This is a genomic window from Selenomonas sputigena (assembly GCF_026015965.1).
Lineage (GTDB): Bacteria > Bacillota > Negativicutes > Selenomonadales > Selenomonadaceae > Selenomonas.
In genome coordinates this window covers 704,172-719,959 of record NZ_CP110383.1, presented here as the reverse complement: position 1 = coordinate 719,959, position 15,788 = coordinate 704,172, and the positions used below count along the sequence as shown (strand labels likewise).

20 protein-coding genes and 1 pseudogene are annotated in these 15,788 nt (G+C 50.0%); 9 read left to right on the top strand and 12 right to left on the bottom strand.

Features of this window, described 5'->3' with window-relative positions:
* The first annotated feature begins 108 nt into the window (after positions 1-108).
* The 8 genes from OL236_RS03565 to OL236_RS03530 all read left to right on the top strand — a co-directional run bounded on the left by OL236_RS03565 (position 109) and on the right by OL236_RS03530 (position 5,487).
* Positions 109-561, top strand: a complete 453-nt coding sequence (locus OL236_RS03565; protein WP_265071352.1) for a hypothetical protein — start codon at positions 109-111, stop codon at positions 559-561.
* Entirely contained in the window at positions 558-1,538 is a 981-nt protein-coding gene (locus OL236_RS03560) for a hypothetical protein (protein ID WP_265071351.1), read from the top strand. The genes OL236_RS03565 and OL236_RS03560 overlap by 4 nt, the downstream gene beginning before the upstream one ends.
* Positions 1,539-1,580: 42 nt before the next feature.
* Positions 1,581-1,757, top strand: a complete 177-nt coding sequence (locus OL236_RS03555; RefSeq protein ID WP_265071350.1) for a hypothetical protein — start codon at positions 1,581-1,583, stop codon at positions 1,755-1,757.
* A 30-nt stretch (positions 1,758-1,787) separates the two neighbouring features.
* On the top strand, positions 1,788-2,501 hold the full coding sequence (locus OL236_RS03550; RefSeq protein ID WP_265071349.1) for a hypothetical protein: 714 nt from the start codon (positions 1,788-1,790) through the stop codon (positions 2,499-2,501).
* A 79-nt stretch (positions 2,502-2,580) separates the two neighbouring features.
* The gene (locus OL236_RS03545; protein WP_265071348.1) at positions 2,581-4,416 is read left to right on the top strand and encodes a hemagglutinin repeat-containing protein; all 1,836 of its coding nucleotides are present in this window, start codon (positions 2,581-2,583) and stop codon (positions 4,414-4,416) included.
* Positions 4,400-4,834 carry a hypothetical protein gene (locus tag OL236_RS03540; protein WP_009647107.1) on the top strand — a complete coding sequence of 145 codons (435 nt, stop codon included), beginning with the start codon at positions 4,400-4,402 and terminating at the stop codon, positions 4,832-4,834. Before OL236_RS03545 ends, OL236_RS03540 begins: the two co-directional genes overlap by 17 nt.
* Before the next feature lie 5 nt (positions 4,835-4,839).
* On the top strand, positions 4,840-5,076 hold the full coding sequence (locus OL236_RS03535; protein WP_009647115.1) for a hypothetical protein: 237 nt from the start codon (positions 4,840-4,842) through the stop codon (positions 5,074-5,076).
* A gap of 33 nt (positions 5,077-5,109) precedes the next feature.
* Positions 5,110-5,487: a hypothetical protein gene (locus OL236_RS03530; RefSeq protein ID WP_265071347.1), complete on the top strand. Its 378-nt coding sequence runs from the start codon at positions 5,110-5,112 to the stop codon at positions 5,485-5,487.
* 97 nt (positions 5,488-5,584) lie between these two features.
* On the opposite strand, the gene OL236_RS03525 is transcribed toward OL236_RS03530, so the two are convergent.
* The 9 genes and pseudogenes from OL236_RS03525 to OL236_RS03485 form a co-directional block, all read right to left on the bottom strand.
* Positions 5,585-5,950 (bottom strand): DUF86 domain-containing protein, encoded by a 366-nt coding sequence (locus OL236_RS03525; protein WP_265071346.1) that lies wholly within the window; start codon positions 5,948-5,950, stop codon positions 5,585-5,587.
* Positions 5,947-6,252 carry a nucleotidyltransferase family protein gene (locus tag OL236_RS03520; RefSeq protein WP_037370324.1) on the bottom strand — a complete coding sequence of 102 codons (306 nt, stop codon included), beginning with the start codon at positions 6,250-6,252 and terminating at the stop codon, positions 5,947-5,949. The genes OL236_RS03525 and OL236_RS03520 overlap by 4 nt, the downstream gene beginning before the upstream one ends.
* Positions 6,253-6,403: 151 nt before the next feature.
* Positions 6,404-6,636: pseudogene (locus OL236_RS03515) on the bottom strand (magnesium chelatase domain-containing protein); the annotation flags it as partial.
* Positions 6,637-6,851: 215 nt separating this feature from the next.
* Complete coding sequence (locus OL236_RS03510) at positions 6,852-7,223, bottom strand: class I SAM-dependent methyltransferase (protein ID WP_413777388.1); 372 nt, start codon at positions 7,221-7,223, stop codon at positions 6,852-6,854.
* Positions 7,181-7,606 carry a hypothetical protein gene (locus tag OL236_RS03505; RefSeq protein WP_265071344.1) on the bottom strand — a complete coding sequence of 142 codons (426 nt, stop codon included), beginning with the start codon at positions 7,604-7,606 and terminating at the stop codon, positions 7,181-7,183. Before OL236_RS03505 ends, OL236_RS03510 begins: the two co-directional genes overlap by 43 nt.
* Positions 7,607-7,754: 148 nt before the next feature.
* Entirely contained in the window at positions 7,755-8,141 is a 387-nt protein-coding gene (locus tag OL236_RS03500; protein ID WP_265071343.1) for a hypothetical protein, read from the bottom strand.
* Between the two features lie 14 nt (positions 8,142-8,155).
* On the bottom strand, positions 8,156-8,905 hold the full coding sequence (locus OL236_RS03495; RefSeq protein ID WP_265071342.1) for a Bcr/CflA family efflux MFS transporter: 750 nt from the start codon (positions 8,903-8,905) through the stop codon (positions 8,156-8,158).
* Positions 8,906-9,064: 159 nt separating this feature from the next.
* On the bottom strand, positions 9,065-9,757 hold the full coding sequence (locus OL236_RS03490) for an aspartate/glutamate racemase family protein (protein WP_265071777.1): 693 nt from the start codon (positions 9,755-9,757) through the stop codon (positions 9,065-9,067).
* A 96-nt stretch (positions 9,758-9,853) separates the two neighbouring features.
* Positions 9,854-11,260 carry a PLP-dependent aminotransferase family protein gene (locus OL236_RS03485; protein ID WP_265071341.1) on the bottom strand — a complete coding sequence of 469 codons (1,407 nt, stop codon included), beginning with the start codon at positions 11,258-11,260 and terminating at the stop codon, positions 9,854-9,856.
* 100 nt (positions 11,261-11,360) lie between these two features.
* Here OL236_RS03485 and OL236_RS03480 point away from each other — a divergent pair, with 100 nt between their 5' ends.
* Positions 11,361-12,638: an MFS transporter gene (locus OL236_RS03480; protein WP_265071340.1), complete on the top strand. Its 1,278-nt coding sequence runs from the start codon at positions 11,361-11,363 to the stop codon at positions 12,636-12,638.
* Positions 12,639-12,831: 193 nt separating this feature from the next.
* Here the strand turns inward: OL236_RS03480 and OL236_RS03475 are convergent, their stop codons facing one another.
* The 3 genes from OL236_RS03475 to OL236_RS03465 are packed head-to-tail and all read right to left on the bottom strand — an operon-like array spanning position 12,832 to position 15,682.
* Complete coding sequence (locus OL236_RS03475) at positions 12,832-13,599, bottom strand: ABC transporter ATP-binding protein (RefSeq protein ID WP_265071339.1); 768 nt, start codon at positions 13,597-13,599, stop codon at positions 12,832-12,834.
* The gene (locus tag OL236_RS03470; protein WP_265071338.1) at positions 13,596-14,609 is read right to left on the bottom strand and encodes a FecCD family ABC transporter permease; all 1,014 of its coding nucleotides are present in this window, start codon (positions 14,607-14,609) and stop codon (positions 13,596-13,598) included. The genes OL236_RS03475 and OL236_RS03470 overlap by 4 nt, the downstream gene beginning before the upstream one ends.
* A gap of 8 nt (positions 14,610-14,617) precedes the next feature.
* Complete coding sequence (locus OL236_RS03465; RefSeq protein WP_265071337.1) at positions 14,618-15,682, bottom strand: ABC transporter substrate-binding protein; 1,065 nt, start codon at positions 15,680-15,682, stop codon at positions 14,618-14,620.
* Positions 15,683-15,788 lie beyond the last annotated feature (106 nt).

The following is a 15,788-nucleotide window of genomic DNA, read 5'->3' as shown; positions in this document are numbered from 1 at the left end:
TCATCCCCATGCCCATGCAAGATGAAGGAACGGGCAAGATGCTCTTAAAATCTTGTCAAAGGCTCTTAATTTCAACGGTAAACTTCCAAAGTAAAAGAGGTGTCTTTCATGATGGAAAATGAAAAATGGGTGGAAGTCAATCCAGGAATGATCCCGCCAGGAGATTATTCTATGCGTCTACAAACTGGTGATTTTGAAAATTTAATAGTCTTTCTGAAGAGTATTTCACATGAAATATCTTTAGATTTTCTCGGAGATATTTCATTTCATTGTGTTGATGAAGCCAACTGGCTTTTTTATCCTTATGAAGATAGAGAATTTGAGTATTATCGCCGAAAACAATTTGATAACGTACTTTATAGAATATGTAATGGAAAATATGATTCATTTACTAAAAAATATATGGGAGATTTATTCGAATATGAAAAACCTTTACATTATATAATAATCTCATTAAATTTCTTTGTTGAGGTTATTACTAAATCAGATATAAATGTCACAGTAAAAAGTCTCGAAACTGGAGAATGCAAACAATATATGGTAGAAAGAATTCAAATTTGATCGACTCCCACTATAGAAGCGCCAGAGGCCAGTCCGGCATCTTCGCAGGCAAAGGCGGCTTCGACATCTACGTCGAAAAGAACACTGACCTCAAGGGCGCGGTCATTGCAAGCGAAGCGGATAAGGAAAAGAATCGCTTCAGCACGGGGACGTTCTCGTTCAGCGACTTGGAGAACAGCGCAGACTACAGCTCGAAGAGCATTGGCGCGGAGTATCACCACTACGGCAGCTATGACAAGATGAGCCAGAAGAAGAAGAACAAGGTCTACAACACCATAGGCCTCTCCCCCAACCTCTCCATGCCTGCCAAAGGCGATGCAAACAGCACGACCAGTTCTGCTGTAGCGCAGGGAACCATCGACATTCGCGAGAATCCTACGCAGAATATCTCTGCCTTGAACCGCGACACAACGAACACGCTGAATGAGCTGGGCAGAATCTTTGACAAGCAAACAATTGAAGAGCAACAGGAACTTGCCAAGGCTTTCGGCGAAGAAGCCTTCCGTCTTGCCCATAACCTCCTCGACGACGGCAGCGGCAGAAAAGTCGCCGTCCACGCCATCATCGGCGGCATCATGAGCCAGATCACAGGTGCTGGCTTTGCTTCTGGCGCCATCGGTGCAGGCGTAAACGAGGCGATCATCGGCGAGATCAAGAAGATCAAGGATCCCGGCACGGCACAGATCGTCAGCGCTATTGTAGGTGCTGCAGCAGCTAAGGCGGTCGGCGGCAATGCCGGTGCTGGTGCGACTGCTGCGGCAAGCGGGACGAAGAACAATAATGCGGCTGTTGCGATTCCTGAAATGGCTTTAACAGCATTGGTTTTCGCGATGGGATATGTTCTTATAACGGATGAAAAAGGAAACCAATCCATAAGCAATACGATTGACGGAATACCTAAGGCCATCGCCGAATACTCTGAGGATATCGGTGCATGGCTAGATACAAATGGTGACACAATAGGTTCTGAAATATAAGATTTTATTGTTTGGGCTAAAAGTGGCTTTGAACTAAAACGAATGCCTAAAGATAAAATTGATGAATTAGGTGGCGAAGATTTTACGCGAGAAGTAAAAAAACAGACAGGAAAATCGAAATCCGACTTATATTGGAATCCAAAAACAGGTGAAGTTTATAGTGTTCCCAAAAAAGGCGGTGAACCTAAGCATGTTGCAGATGTGGAACCTAGAAAATAAACAGAGTTATTTATAAGGAGTGTACCATAAATGCATCCAATAGAAACCGGAAATTGCAAGCAAATTATTACAGAATGCAAACCTGTACTACCTCTACTCTTATTAAGATATGAAAGTATTGCCACACACTATACAGAAGAACCCATTTTTATTTATGATAATCAAGATGAACCTTATGAGCAAATTTTTAGACTCCGAGAATTTATTCCCAATAAAAAAATCTCATCTTTCATGATTTATGCAAAAGAAAGGAAAATATCTTATCAACAGGATATTTTCATTCGCCATGCGTATTGGGATAAGAAATATGACCAACAATATATCAAAGAAAAAGATGCTTTAAGGAAACAATATTTACTAACGGCAATGCCTTCTCTCTATGGACGAACACTTCGTATTAACTTCGGAAATAATCATTTCACAAAGGTTATACACACACTTCAAGAGATTCAATTACATATCAAAAAGAATCTTGTTTTCCACGAAGCCAAACAACAACAACAACAACAATGGAACGATATAGAGATATATGTATTGTTTGATTGGGGTAAATACTGCAGAGTATGGGATCGTTCACAAGAGAACACCCATTTTCAAAACCGACTAAATTCATTAAAATATACCATAAAACAAATATTAAAAACCACCTCAGACGATCATGAACCCCTAGAAAAAATAACATTGGATCAATCCTTTCCCCTATCTCTCTTTCGAGATTTGATTTGTGGAATTCATAAAAATTAAACAACATCTTTATTGCCAAAATCATTCGATAAACGGTGATACACTAACTCCTTTCAATTAATACCGTATTGTTAGGATCATGAAAAACATAGAGCTGCTCGCTGGAGAAAACAGCAACCGCACGACGAGCGAGAACGAAGCAAGCTCCGCCGGCATCGGCGTCTCCTTTAGCCCACAAGGACTCTCAGGACTCAGTCTAAGTGCAAGCAAAGCACAGGGAAACAGCAAGGAAAATGCCTCGACCTATACCCCGACGGAGATCGCTGCGAAAGACACCCTGCAGATCAAAAGCGGCAAGGATACGAACATCCTCGGCAGCACAGTGCAGGGCAATAAGGTCACGGCAAAGATCGGCGGCAATCTCAACATCGAGACCTTGCAGGAAAAAGAAACCTACGAGGAGAAGAACACATCGGCAGGCTTCGATCTCTCGTGGGATATTCGCGCGGGAAAATTCTCCAAGCCCACGTTCGGCCTTTCGGCGGGCAGGGGAACGATCGACTCCCACTATAGAAGCGCCAGAGGCCAGTCCGGCATCTTCGCTGGAAAAGGCGGCTTCGACATCTACGTCGAAAAGAACACCAACCTCAAGGGCGCGGTCATCGCAAGCGAAGCGGAGGCGGGAAAGAACCGCCTCTCGACAGGGACGTTCTCTTTCAGCGATTTGAAGAACGGTGCGGACTACAGTTCAAAGAGCATAGGCGCCGAGTATCACCACTACGGCAGCTATGAAAAGATGAGCCGACAAGCGAAGAACAAGGTCTATAACACCATAGGCCTCTCCCCCAGCCTTTCCATGCCTGCCAAGGGCGATGCGAATAGCACGACAACTTCTGCCGTTGCACCGGGAACAATCGACATTCGCAAGAATCCCACGCAGGACATCTCTGCCCTCAGTCGTGATACGAACAACGCTTTGAATGAGCTTGGACGCATCTTTGACAAGCAAAAAATTGAAGAGCAACAGGAACTTGCCAAAGCCTTCGGCGAAGAAGCTTTCCGCCTTGCCCATAACCTCCCCGACGACGGCAGCGGCAGAAAAGTTGCCGTCCACGCCATCATCGGCGGCATCATGAGCCAGATCACAGGCGCAGGGTTTGCTTCTGGCGCCATTGGCGCAGGCGTAAACGAGGCGATCATCGGCGAGATCAAGAAGATCAAGGATCCCGGCACCGCACAGATCGTCAGTGCGATTGTAGGAGCTGCGGCGGCTAAGGCGATCGGTGGGAATGCGGGTTCTGGTGCGACTTCGGCAACTAGTGGGACGAAGAACAATCATGCGGCAGCGGCTGCTGCAGTTGCCGCTGCCGTTTCATCACAGTCGCCCAGAATTGTTCAACTCTTAGAGGAAGCATTACCTCGAATAAGCTATGCTATTGTTTTTTCCAGCGGAGTACAGTATATCCAAAATACAGATACAAAAGAAGCTCTAGCCAAAATAGAGGAAAACGGACATTGCATACTTGAGAGAGCAGATTCGGCACTAGAAGCTGTTTTGCAAAAACTTGGAATATCCTATTCCACTTCATCGTCGACAGACAATACTAGGCATTACATCTTAGATTCAACGACAGTGACTCCTTGGGATACTCCCGGATACCCGTTTATGCTTCATCCCTACATACCAGACTCTAACCGAGAAACCTATACAGATCCTTTGTCCATTTTCAGAGAGGAATGGACAAAGGATCTCCCGAATGACAACATATTCTTCACGAGAAAGTCTGAAAAGGAGAAATCGACGGATCTGCCATCATGGGCGAAAGGATTACGCCCGAACCCCGGAGAAAGCGGAAAGGAATTTGCCAAAAGAGTTATGGATGAGCGCTGTGGCGAAGGGAATTATGACAGAGGGCCAGGTAGCGATTATAACAGATTAAAGAAATGGGGGGATCGCGGTGGAAAAAACAAATAAGCCGGCTGTCGTCTATATGCTGCTGCATGTTTATGATCTGGCCAGATACAACATAGAAGCAAAAAAAATCGGAATCTACAGCAGCCGCAAAAATGCGCAGGATGAAGCAGCAAGATACTTTAAGCTGGGAGGCTTCCGGGATTATCCGTATTCTTGTTTTCACGTGATTGAATACGAAATCGATGCTTGTTACTGGCAGGAAGGCTTCATCGCCCGCATGACCCCGCAGAACATCTCCTGCGATATCCCCCTTTGGGCAAGCGAGGAACAGATGTGCAAAGGGGAGCGTCCCAAGCAGTTTCTCAAGAGAATCTTGGCAAAGCACGGGAAATCCGAAAAACCGAAAAGCAGATTCTTCTCTGAAGAATCCGGAGCCTTGGTACGATATGCCAAAATTATTCTGGAAGCAAAGGAGTGACGAGTATGGAATACTGTTATGAATTGGGACATTACTATGAAAATGAACGCGGCATTGATATCTTCAAGATGCTCGGCATTTTTTCAACAAGAGAAAAAGCTGAACGAGCACTGATCATGTACAGCAAAAAGCCCGGCTTTCGAGACTACCCGATGGACTGTTTCTACATCGACAAGTGTCGCGTAGATGTCGGAGGTTGGGACACAGGCTTTATCCAAGATGACGACGACTTCGATGAATAAAGCTACGACCCAAGAAGTTCGAGGTGAATCCATTTGATCCCAAACAAACTCCCATCCGCCCTCCTGCTCGCAGCAGCCATCCTCCCCTTATCCGTCTCTCCCGCCCAAGCTGCTCCGCTCTCGCAGCAGGAGCAGCTCGACCAGTCGCGGGCGCAGGAGGCTGCACGGCAGGAGCGGCTGCAGTTCCCGAAACAAAAGGCGGAACTCTATCTCGGCCTCAATGTCGGCGCCGTCTATGGCTACGGCGCCGATCTCTACAACGGGCATGTGCTCGCAGGCGCAACGCTCGGCGTTCGCGGAACGGTCAACGATATTTCCTACGATGTTTTCGCTGCCGCGTCCATAGAAAAACCCGAAGTATTCCACACGCCGGACGCGACCTGCGGCTTCTCCCTCGGGTGGAGGTTTTAATGGCTATATTGCAGAAAGTAGTAAACCAATCTACGGATGTTGTATAAAGCATGTATCGTCAATCAAACGAAACTTTTGAAGCTGAAACGGTGATTTGTCATCCTACATCATCCGTATTCTCGTTTTCCGTCAAACGCAACCTTAGCTGCTCTATCAAAATTGGCAGTTCTTCAAAAACAACATCTGAGATAATGTTCCAATTTGTTCCATCATAATCATGTACAAGGCGATGTCGTAAACCTGCTATCATTGCCCATGGAATTTCACCATGTTTGACTTTATACGCTGCAGACAGATTATGACAATGCTCACCCATATTATATAGCGGCGTTGTGACAAGCCACTGCAACGGCAACTGTGTCAGTAACGCCTCTTTTTTAATGCGGTTTTCTAGAATATATTCCTGCAAGCGAACGGCATAGTCATATATCTTCTCAACCCTTTGTCGATCTGAATACTTCATGCCACCAAAACCTTTTCTTTCATGATCCTCTTATAAAAATTGCTGTCCGGATTGACTTCGCCGATTTCAAAAACATCCACTTTTTTCTTCAGAACTTCTCGTAGATCCTCTGCCAAAGCAAAAATCATCGTTCGTTTAAACTTTTCTCCACCAAAAACCAAAAAATCCAAATCGCTATTTTCGTCCGCTTCACCTCTCGCATACGAACCGAATAAATAAATTTCTTTCACACGATATTTATCAGCAAGCGGTTTTACCATCGCAACGATATGTTCCATTGTAAATACAGGATTTTGCATCACAGTCCCTCCCATTCACTCATTGTAATTATATCATATGCTCTGCACTTTGAACGTCCTGTTCCAGATGCACTCTTCTTTTTATCCTAACTCTTGGATATACACCCCCATGCTATCAATGCCATAAAATCCTTGAAAATTGGTATTCTTTCCGTGAACTATCCTTTCGTATGTCCGCAGGCGCAAGATTGATCGTCACCTGCGCAGGCTTGAGCTTCACGCCCGTATTCTTGATCGCTGTGCGCACACGCTCACGCGACTCCTTCACCGCCGTATCGAGAAGCCAACGATGTCGAACGCAGGAAATCCATAAGACACATCGACATCGACATCGATGATCCTCTCATCGACCCCGAAAGTCACCGCACCATACGATTTAGCAAACACAAGGCTGCCCCTCTTTTTGATTGGTATGGTGTTTCTTTTGTTTGTTACTTTTCTTCATTGCTGAGATTTAATCCTGCTTATTAATGGGAATTTACATAAAATTATGAACTTATTACCTGCGAGGAGCCTATATCCTGATGCCCTCCTCGTGCTCTTCTGTCTCGCCTTGCACAACATGACGATCCTTGTTCATCATCTACCTTCATACGGATTATTCATTTGACAGATTTTGTTGCAATATAGGTTTTGATGTTCATGTCATGCAGTCTGCCAAAACCATTAGTATCTTCATATAAATCAAGCAACGTAAATCCTGCTTTCAGTTGTCCCCCGATCTGTTCGGTCATCGTATGAGAAAACTGCATCCCGGAGCGTTCCTCAAGCATGAACGCCCTAGCTTTTTCATCTTTCAATGGATTGAACGGCATATTCCAAACAATCTCTTTTTCTTCATTGTCAACCATATAATTGATTTCATTGTTCAATCCAGCAAGCAACATGCCGCCTTGTTTCAAAACTCTGTACGCTTCACGAAAGACAAACTTCACATCTTCCACATAGCAGTTTGAAACAGGGTGAAATACAATATCAAAACTGTCATCTGGAAAAGGGAATTTTTTGTCATGTCCCCCTCAATCGCATCAATATGATAGCCTTCCCGCTCAGCTACCAACAATTCAAATTCTATCTGCTTCGAGGAATAATCAAGCACGGTACACTCCGCGCCCAACGCATGAAAAACCGGCATTTGCTGACCGCCGCCTGACGCCAATCCCAGAATCTTCTTCCCTTTTATATCACCAAACCATTCATGCGGAACACAAACCGTAGGCGTCAGTAAAACATTCCAATTCCCCTGCTTCGCTTCGAGATACTCCTCATGAGACATAGATTTTCCCCACATCCACCCTTCTTCACCCCATCGGTCAATCGTTTCTTTATTTATATCTTGATAGGTCTTTGCAAGCAACGCCTTTCCCTCCCACGTTTCAACTATAAGAAAATTATAACATAGGATAGGGCAAGATGGCTGATGATTCTTTGCAAAAAAAGAGATTCCAAGCGCTAAGTGAGGCGAATGGAAATCTCTATCCTATCCGGAGAATGGTGCATCCCCATCATGCACGCACGAATTTTCCTGCCGCGAATGCAAAGACAGCGGCGAGCAAAACAAAGCCAGTAATGATGCAGCACATGGCGACGGGCGTGCCGCCCGAGAACACGGCGAGGAGAGCGGAGGAGATCATGCCGCTGCCGTATTGGAGTGCGCCGATGAGTGCCGCCGCAGAACCCGTGATCTCATCCGGAACTTTGGAGAGCGCCGCCGCATTGGAGCACGCGGTAATAATACCATTTGTACTGCATACCAAGAACATGGGAATGGCGATCCCCCACAAACCGAGCATACCCGTCAGTCCATCCGCGAGCAGCCAGAGAGAAAAGAGTGCGGCAATGCCCGTTGCTGCCTTGAGCAGTTGCGAGAGGGAGAAACGTGTCACAAACATGCGGTTGAAATAGCTCACCGCCGCAACGCCGATGATGTTGACACCGAAGAACAGCCCATAGTACTGCGGATCAATACCGAGTGACGGATGTAGATGACAGGCGACTCCGTAATGAAGGCATACACCGCCACATAGAAGAACGTCACGCTGAGGGTATTCATCACGAAGGATTTCATCCGTACGAGCCTCCCATAGCTCTTGAATGCCGCACCGAGCCTCTCGGCAGAGCGTTTTTCGTGCGGCAGCGTTTCCGGCAGGAAATGCACGGAGAAAAAGAGCAGTACGGCAATCGCAGCCATCAGCCAGAAAACCATGCGCCAACCACCGACGCCCATGAGAAATGCACCGAGCAGTGGTCCCACGATCGGCGCCGCCGCCATGATGAGGACAAGTGTCGAGAGCATCGCTGCCGCCTGATTGCTTGTGTAGAGGTCACGCACCATCGCGCGGCTGAGCATCGGGCCGACACATGCGCCGACGGCCTGCACCACACGGAATCCAATGACGGCCTCCATCGAGGGTGCTAGTGCACAGCCGACCGATCCGATAAAAAAGAGCAGCGCACCGATCGCGAGCGGAATGCGACGACCAATATGATCGCTGATCGGTCCCCAGACGAGCTGGGCAATGGCAAAGCCAACGAGGAAGCTCGTGATCGTCAGGGCCACTGCACCACCGAGGTCATCCTGCATCGCAGGCATCGCGGGCAGGTAGATGTCCGTCGACAGCGAGGCGAATGCCATAAAGGCACTTAGGATCATCATAAAGGGCAGACTGCGTTTCGGTTCCTGCATAGTAAATTCCTTTCCATTTCCGTATAACGGATGCTCTTTCTCTTGTTGATATTGCATATTATAACTACTGCATCGGGATCTGTAGAAAAGAGATTCCAAACGTCAATAAGACGAATGGAATCTCTTTTTTTATCTCTCAAGTGATTTGAGTGCTGCTTGTTCTGCATGAATGAGTGTGGTATCAAAGAGTGGAATATCGGTATCGGATTGCTGGATAAGAAGTCCGATTTCAGTACATCCCAGGATGATCCCCTGTGCCCCGTTCCGTGCGAGTTCATGAATAATGTCCAGATATACGGCTTTGGATTCCTCCAAGATTTTCCCAAGACACAGTTCATCGTAAATAATGCGATTGACGACATCGACATCATCATCGTTCGGAATGATGACCTCAATCCCTTGTCTGATTAGAACGTTCTTATAGAAATCCTGCTGCATGGTATATTTCGTGCCGAGCAGGCCGACTTTTCGGATGCCTTGTTTCTTTAGCTGTACAGCGGTCATGTCTGCAATATGCAGGATGGGGATATGAATTCTCCTGCCGATTTTAGGCGCTACCTTGTGCATCGTATTGGTGCAGATTACGATATAGTCTGCCCCCGCCCGTTCCAATGCTTGTGCGGCTTCAGACAAAACAGCTGCGCTCTTATCCCATTCCCCGCTCGCTTGATATTTCTCGATTTCATCAAAATCAACACTGTATAGAATACATTTTGCAGAGTGCAGACCACCCAGCTGATTTTTAATCGTTTCGTTGATGACCTGATAGTATGTCACCGTACTTTCCCAACTCATACCACCGATCAGCCCTATTGTTTTCATCATATCACCTCTGCCATTACGATAGCACCGCCCATCCGTCATAACAAGATAAAAATTGTAGGGAGGACAATTCACCCCGCTCTGCCTTTATTCTTCCTAAAGGATCAATGTTTCCGTCTGCGGCGGAATCGTATTTTCCTCCATCAGATCATGAACAATCCGTAGTCCGCACGCCAGCTCCTCATTCGTTGGCGGCGAGCAGAGGGCGAGGCGAATAAAGGAATGCTCCGCCTCCCCGCCGACGGCAAAGCGATCCGACGAGAGGACACGCACACCGCGATGCTGCGCCTGTGCCTCGAAATTCGCCCCACCGCATCCCACAGGCAGTGGCATCCATTGGAAGAAGCTGCGTGTATTCCTCGTATGTGCAGGGAAGATCCCTCGAAAGATGCGATTGCGCTCCTCAGACATCCGACATTTCTCCCTCATTATACACTCTGCCGCGCCGCTGGCAATCAGCTCTGATACGATCTCCGCACTCAGCGGAGGGATCGCCATGCTAATGCTGCGCGCTGCTCTCCGAATGAGTTGCCTGAGATGCGCGGGAACAAGCATATATGCAACGCGCAGTCCGGGGCAGGTAAGTTTTGACAGGCTGTGCAGATAAACGGACTGCCGCGGGAGAAGCATGGTCATAGGCACAGCGTTCTCGCGTACCGTAAAGCCATAAGCATCGTCCTCAATCAAAAGCATATTGTGCTTACGCAGCACCGCTGCAATCTTCCTGCGCCGTTCCTCAGGCATGATGATGCCAGTCGGATTCGCGCAGGACGGCATAAGATAGACACCCTTGATGTTTATCTGCTGACGCTGCCGTGCGAGCGCATCTGGCAGCATCCCATCCCCATCTCCCTCGATGGGGATGAGGCGTATGTTCAACTGTTTTGCAAGGCCGATGAAATTCGCATACGTATATCCGTCCACCGCAATTCGATCTCCTGCATCAAACAGCGCAGTGAGTACGATTGCAAGTGCACTCTGCGTGCCAGAAGTAAGAAGGAGATTCGCCGGCTCTGCCGCGAGAGAAAAACGTGCAAGCCAGCTGCACGCAGTTCGCGCATGACGATCCTCATCCTGCACACCACTAAGCGCGAAGAGCCGCGCTGCATCCTTGCCGCGCAGGATATCCCGTGCAGTATCCGCAAGAATCTCGTTGAACTCCTCATATGGATGAATGCTGCCGAGTTCGATGATTGACTTTTCCGTTCCTCCCATCGTATCATGCAGCACGGCATTCGGCGAGACGAACGTCCCGCGCCCAATGACCGCATAGATCAACCCCTTGTCCGTGCAAAGACGAAAGGCGCGCGTCACCGTGCTCAGATTAAGATCCAGAAAGTCGGCAAGTTCCCGCTGCGGCGGAAGTTTTGTATGTGGCAGCAGCCGTCCGCTGAGGATGTCGTATTCGAGCTGAGCAGCAAGTGCACGATAGAACGGAGGATGGAGCTCCGCGCGTGCGGGACGCCACGTCATAGGATAATTATCGAACGAATTGATGGGCATAGGACATCTCCTACAACATTGTCATACATACAATTTTACTGTTGAAATCATACAATAGGCAGTCTAACATAATAATTGTATGCATTATATCACAGGAGAGATGACAGTGGATAGGAAAAACAGCATTGCTTCAACGAGCGCAACGGTATCCGTCTCACTTTATATTCTGCCCTTTATCCTGGTCGGCTCGTTTCTGTCCATCTTTGACCAGTTCGTTATCAATGTCGCCGCCCCCGCCATCATTTCCTCATTACATCCGTCGGCTGCAGAATTCGAGGGCATTATGAGCGGTTATGCACTCGTCTACGGCGTAGGCCTGATTATCGGCGGCCGCCTCGGCGACCGTTTCGGACGGCGGCATATCTACCGTCTCGGGCTTTTTCTTTTTGCCGTGACCTCGGTGCTCTGCGGTACTGCTCAGACGGCACAGCAGCTTGTTGTCGCACGTCTTCTGCAGGGGCTTTCGGGCGCGGTCATGGTGCCGCAGGTACTCGCTCTGATTCGTGTCTCATACGAAGAGAATGCACGGGTGCAGGCACTATCCGCATTCGGCGTGTCCATTGGACTCGGGCAGATCATGGGGCAGGTACTTGGCGGCTGGATTCCTGCATGGGATTTTCTTGGACTCGGTTGGCGCATGATTTTCCTTGCCAACATGCCGATCTGCCTGATCGCCGCCATTGGCTGCACGTCGCTTCCGCCGAATCTAAAAGCTGCACACGAGGCATACCAAAAGCATCTCGGAAATCCTCTTCGACTCTTTCGTTATCGTGGCTATACAATCGGAATTTTTCTCAATGTATGCCTGTACGCTGCCATTGTCCCCTTCTTTGTCATTCTCGGCCTCTACCTGCAAAACATCTGTGAACTCTCACCGCAGATGGCGGGGCTTGTCTTTATGGCGGTCGGCACGGGATTCGTCCTCGCCTCCTCTGCAGGTCCTGTGCTCATGCGAAGATACTCGCCGCCGCGCGTGCTTATCTGCGGAACACTCTGCACGGGCACGGGCATCCTCGCCGTGCTGCTCGGCACAATCACAGGACTGTCTACTGCAATTCCCTTTGTCCTCTTCGCGTTGTTTGTTCTCGGGATTGGCAACGGCACGGTGATTCCCATTTCGACAGGTATTGTTCTGCGCTATCTGCCGATGGCGGACGCGGGCGTTGGCGGCGCCGTCCTGACGACGGGTCAGCAGCTTGCAGGTGCGCTCGGAATTGTATTCGCTGGCAAGTTTCTCATGGGAGATGGCGCATCCCTTGCCTCGCCCGCGGCCTATGTGGACGGCCTCGCCCTTCAAGTGTGCGCCGCATCGGCTGCGCTCTGCTGCGCTGTTTGTCTCAGCCGTACCCCTGCCTCCACGCAAAATACGCAGAGATAATCGAGGCGCTGACACAGGACAAGACCATCATCATAGTACAACACATTATTTATCTGCGAAGTTTGAGTAAGAAAATTATAACCCAGGATAAGAGAAAATAGTTAATGATTCTTTATAACAGAAAAGAGATTCCACCCGCTAAGTAGAGCGAATGAAATCTCTTTTTCCTCCGTTTAATAATCCCTTTGATTTTTTACAGCAACGTCAATAGACCTCGATGCAACGTATCCCCGATACGTGTTTCTGTGACACGACAATCGATGTTGTAGAACCGACGAAGGTTCTCTTCAATGAGCAGGTTTTCTGTCGGCCCGAAGAGATGCTCCCCGCGTCTCATAAGCAAACTTTTGTCCGAGATCTTGAGCGCATTCTCAGGCGAGTGCGTATTCATGACAATGGTCATATTCCGCTCGGTTGACAGTTTCTTCAACAGGCGCAGAACAACCAGCTGGTTATGAAAGTCCAGATGTGCTTCCGGCTCGTCGAGGATTATCAGCTTCGGCTCGACAGCAAGTGCACGGGCGATGTAGACCATCTGCAGCTGCCCACCGCTGAGCTCGGTCGTCGCACGGTCTGCAAGCGGCAGGATGCCGACCAGATCGAGCAGCTCCGCAACACGTGCACGGTCTGCCGCCACAGGTGTCCGAAAGAGGCCAATACGCCGCGCACGTCCCATCATGACCATCTCAAAGACAGTATAAGGGAAGGCCGGCGTATGGCTCTGCGGCACGTAGCCGATCACATCGCTGACCACGGCGGGATCGGGCCGCTGCCCGTCCACTAGGCACTCCCCACGCGTCCACGGCAGGATGCCGAGCAGGCAGCGCAGGAACGTAGTCTTTCCGATTCCGTTGCGCCCCAGAATGGTAAGGATCTCACCCGCCGTGAGGGAGAATGTGAGATCGGAGAACAGTTCGTTTCTGCCATCGTAGGAAAAGGCGGCATTCTTCACCGTAATCATGACCAGTCCCCCTGTTTCTCCCGCGTACGCTTCAGCAGAAAGGCAAAGAACGGTGCGCCGAGGAGTGCCGTGAGAATACCGATCGGCAGCTCTGCAGCAAGGAGACTCCGTGCGCAGATGTCGACGAGCGCGAGGAAGATCGCCCCCGTGAAGCACGCCGCGGGCAGGAGGCGCGCATGATCGACGCCGACCATGCGGCGGCACATGTGCGGGATGACGAGCCCGACCCATCCGACAATGCCGCAGGCTGTCACCGAGAGCGCCGTGAGAACCGTCGCCGCAACAATGGCAATGTTGCGGATGCGCGCGGGATTCACTCCGAGGCTGCGTGCCTCCTCCTCGCCGAGCGAGAGGATGTTGATGCGCCAGCGGATCGCGAGCAGGAGCGCCCCTGCGACAATCATGGGCAGCCCGATGATCTGGATTTTATCAAAGTCTGCCTTGGCAAAACTGCCCATCAACCAGTAGGTAATGGCCGGCAGCTTGTCGTAGGGGTCGGCTGAGTATTTCACCAGCGAGATGAGCGCGGAGAAGATCGACGAGATGATGATGCCCGAGAGCACGAGCGACATCATCGAGACGGAGCCGCGGCTGCGCGAGAAGTAATACGCGAGCCCGACACTTGCCATGCCACAAAGAAAGGCGATGACCGAGGTCCCCGTGCCTGTCCCCCAGAGGAGGATGCCGAGCACAGCGCCGAAGCCCGCACCGCTCGAGACGCCGAGCACATCGGGGCTGACGAGCGGATTGCGGAAAATGCCCTGGTAGACCGCGCCCGAGAGCGAGAGCGCTGCGCCGACGAGCATGGCGAGGAGCGTCCGCGGCAAGCGCAGCTCCAAGACGACGGTCGACGCCATATCCGTCCCCGCATTACCTCCGGCCGCACGCATGAGAATATCACAGACTTCGCCGGGCGCGATCGCAAAGCGTCCGGCCGCGAGCGACAAGAAAAAGACGGCCATCAGCAGAACACTGAACGCAATCCACAGGAGAGCACTACGCTTTTTCATACGTGCCCTCACTCATGCAGGATCGACTTGAGGTCATCGTCCGTCAGTGCATAGGAAAAGAATTTCTGATAGAACGCGCGAAGATCATCCGCCAACTGGTAGTCGTTAAAGACCTCTGGATGCAGCTTTTGCGCGAGCCATTTGATCATCAGCGGCGTCTCGATGCACGGCGCATCCCAGCGGTAGATACCGATCGGCGCCTTGTAGACATGTCTTTCGCGCACCGCCTTGATGTTCTTCCAGTTCTGCCCTGCGAGATGGTCACCGTAGAGATCGTCCGGCTGAACCGGCGAGAAATTGCTGAGGATGACGAAATCTGGATCCCATGCGGCGATCTGCTCCATCGTGACCGGTATGGACTCCCCCGAGAGATCCTTTGCCACGTTCACGCCGCCTGCCGTCTCGATCATCATCGTATTGAGCGCCCCACCGCCGTACACCTTGAGATCTGACGGATCGTGAAAATAAAGCACCTTCGGTTTTTCCAGTCCTTCAAGCGCCGCCTTTTTCCCGTCAAAATATCCCATTGTATCCTGCTGGAACGCGATGAGGGACTCTGCACGCTCCTCCTTGCCGAGTACCTGGCCGATGACGCGTATACCATTTTGCAGCGCTTCCATCGATCCGTACGTGAGTGCGATCGTCGGGACGTTCAGCTTCTCAAGCTGTTTGATCTCATCATCCTGCCACTGCCAGACGGCGATAACGCTCGGATTCAGTTTGCCGAGTTCCTCCATTTGGATGGAGAAATCCTTTCCCACGAAATCGCTCGAAATGTTTTCCATCTCCGGCGCGAGTTTTTTCAGCATGGATATCTCGTAGGCCGCCTTCGCCGACGGGTGCATCCCCGCGATGCGGTCAGCCGAACCGTCCACAGCATAAACCACGGACGCCCATGGGATCGGTACAACGGCGATGCTCTTTACCTCTTCGGGTACCTTTACCTCTCTTCCCTTGGGATCGATTACAACGCGCTCCTTTACGGGCGCTGCCTGCTCCTGTCCGCATCCTGCGAGCACGGCGCAAAGGAGTATCAGCGCCGCAAGAACGCCAAGAGAAAACCGATGTGTCATGATCATCCTCCCATTCCCAAAACTTTCATTTGAAATTATAGCATAAATACAATACGGGGCACACCCAAAATGCTTGTAAAAGTCCCGGAGCAGCCTCTCTTGTATG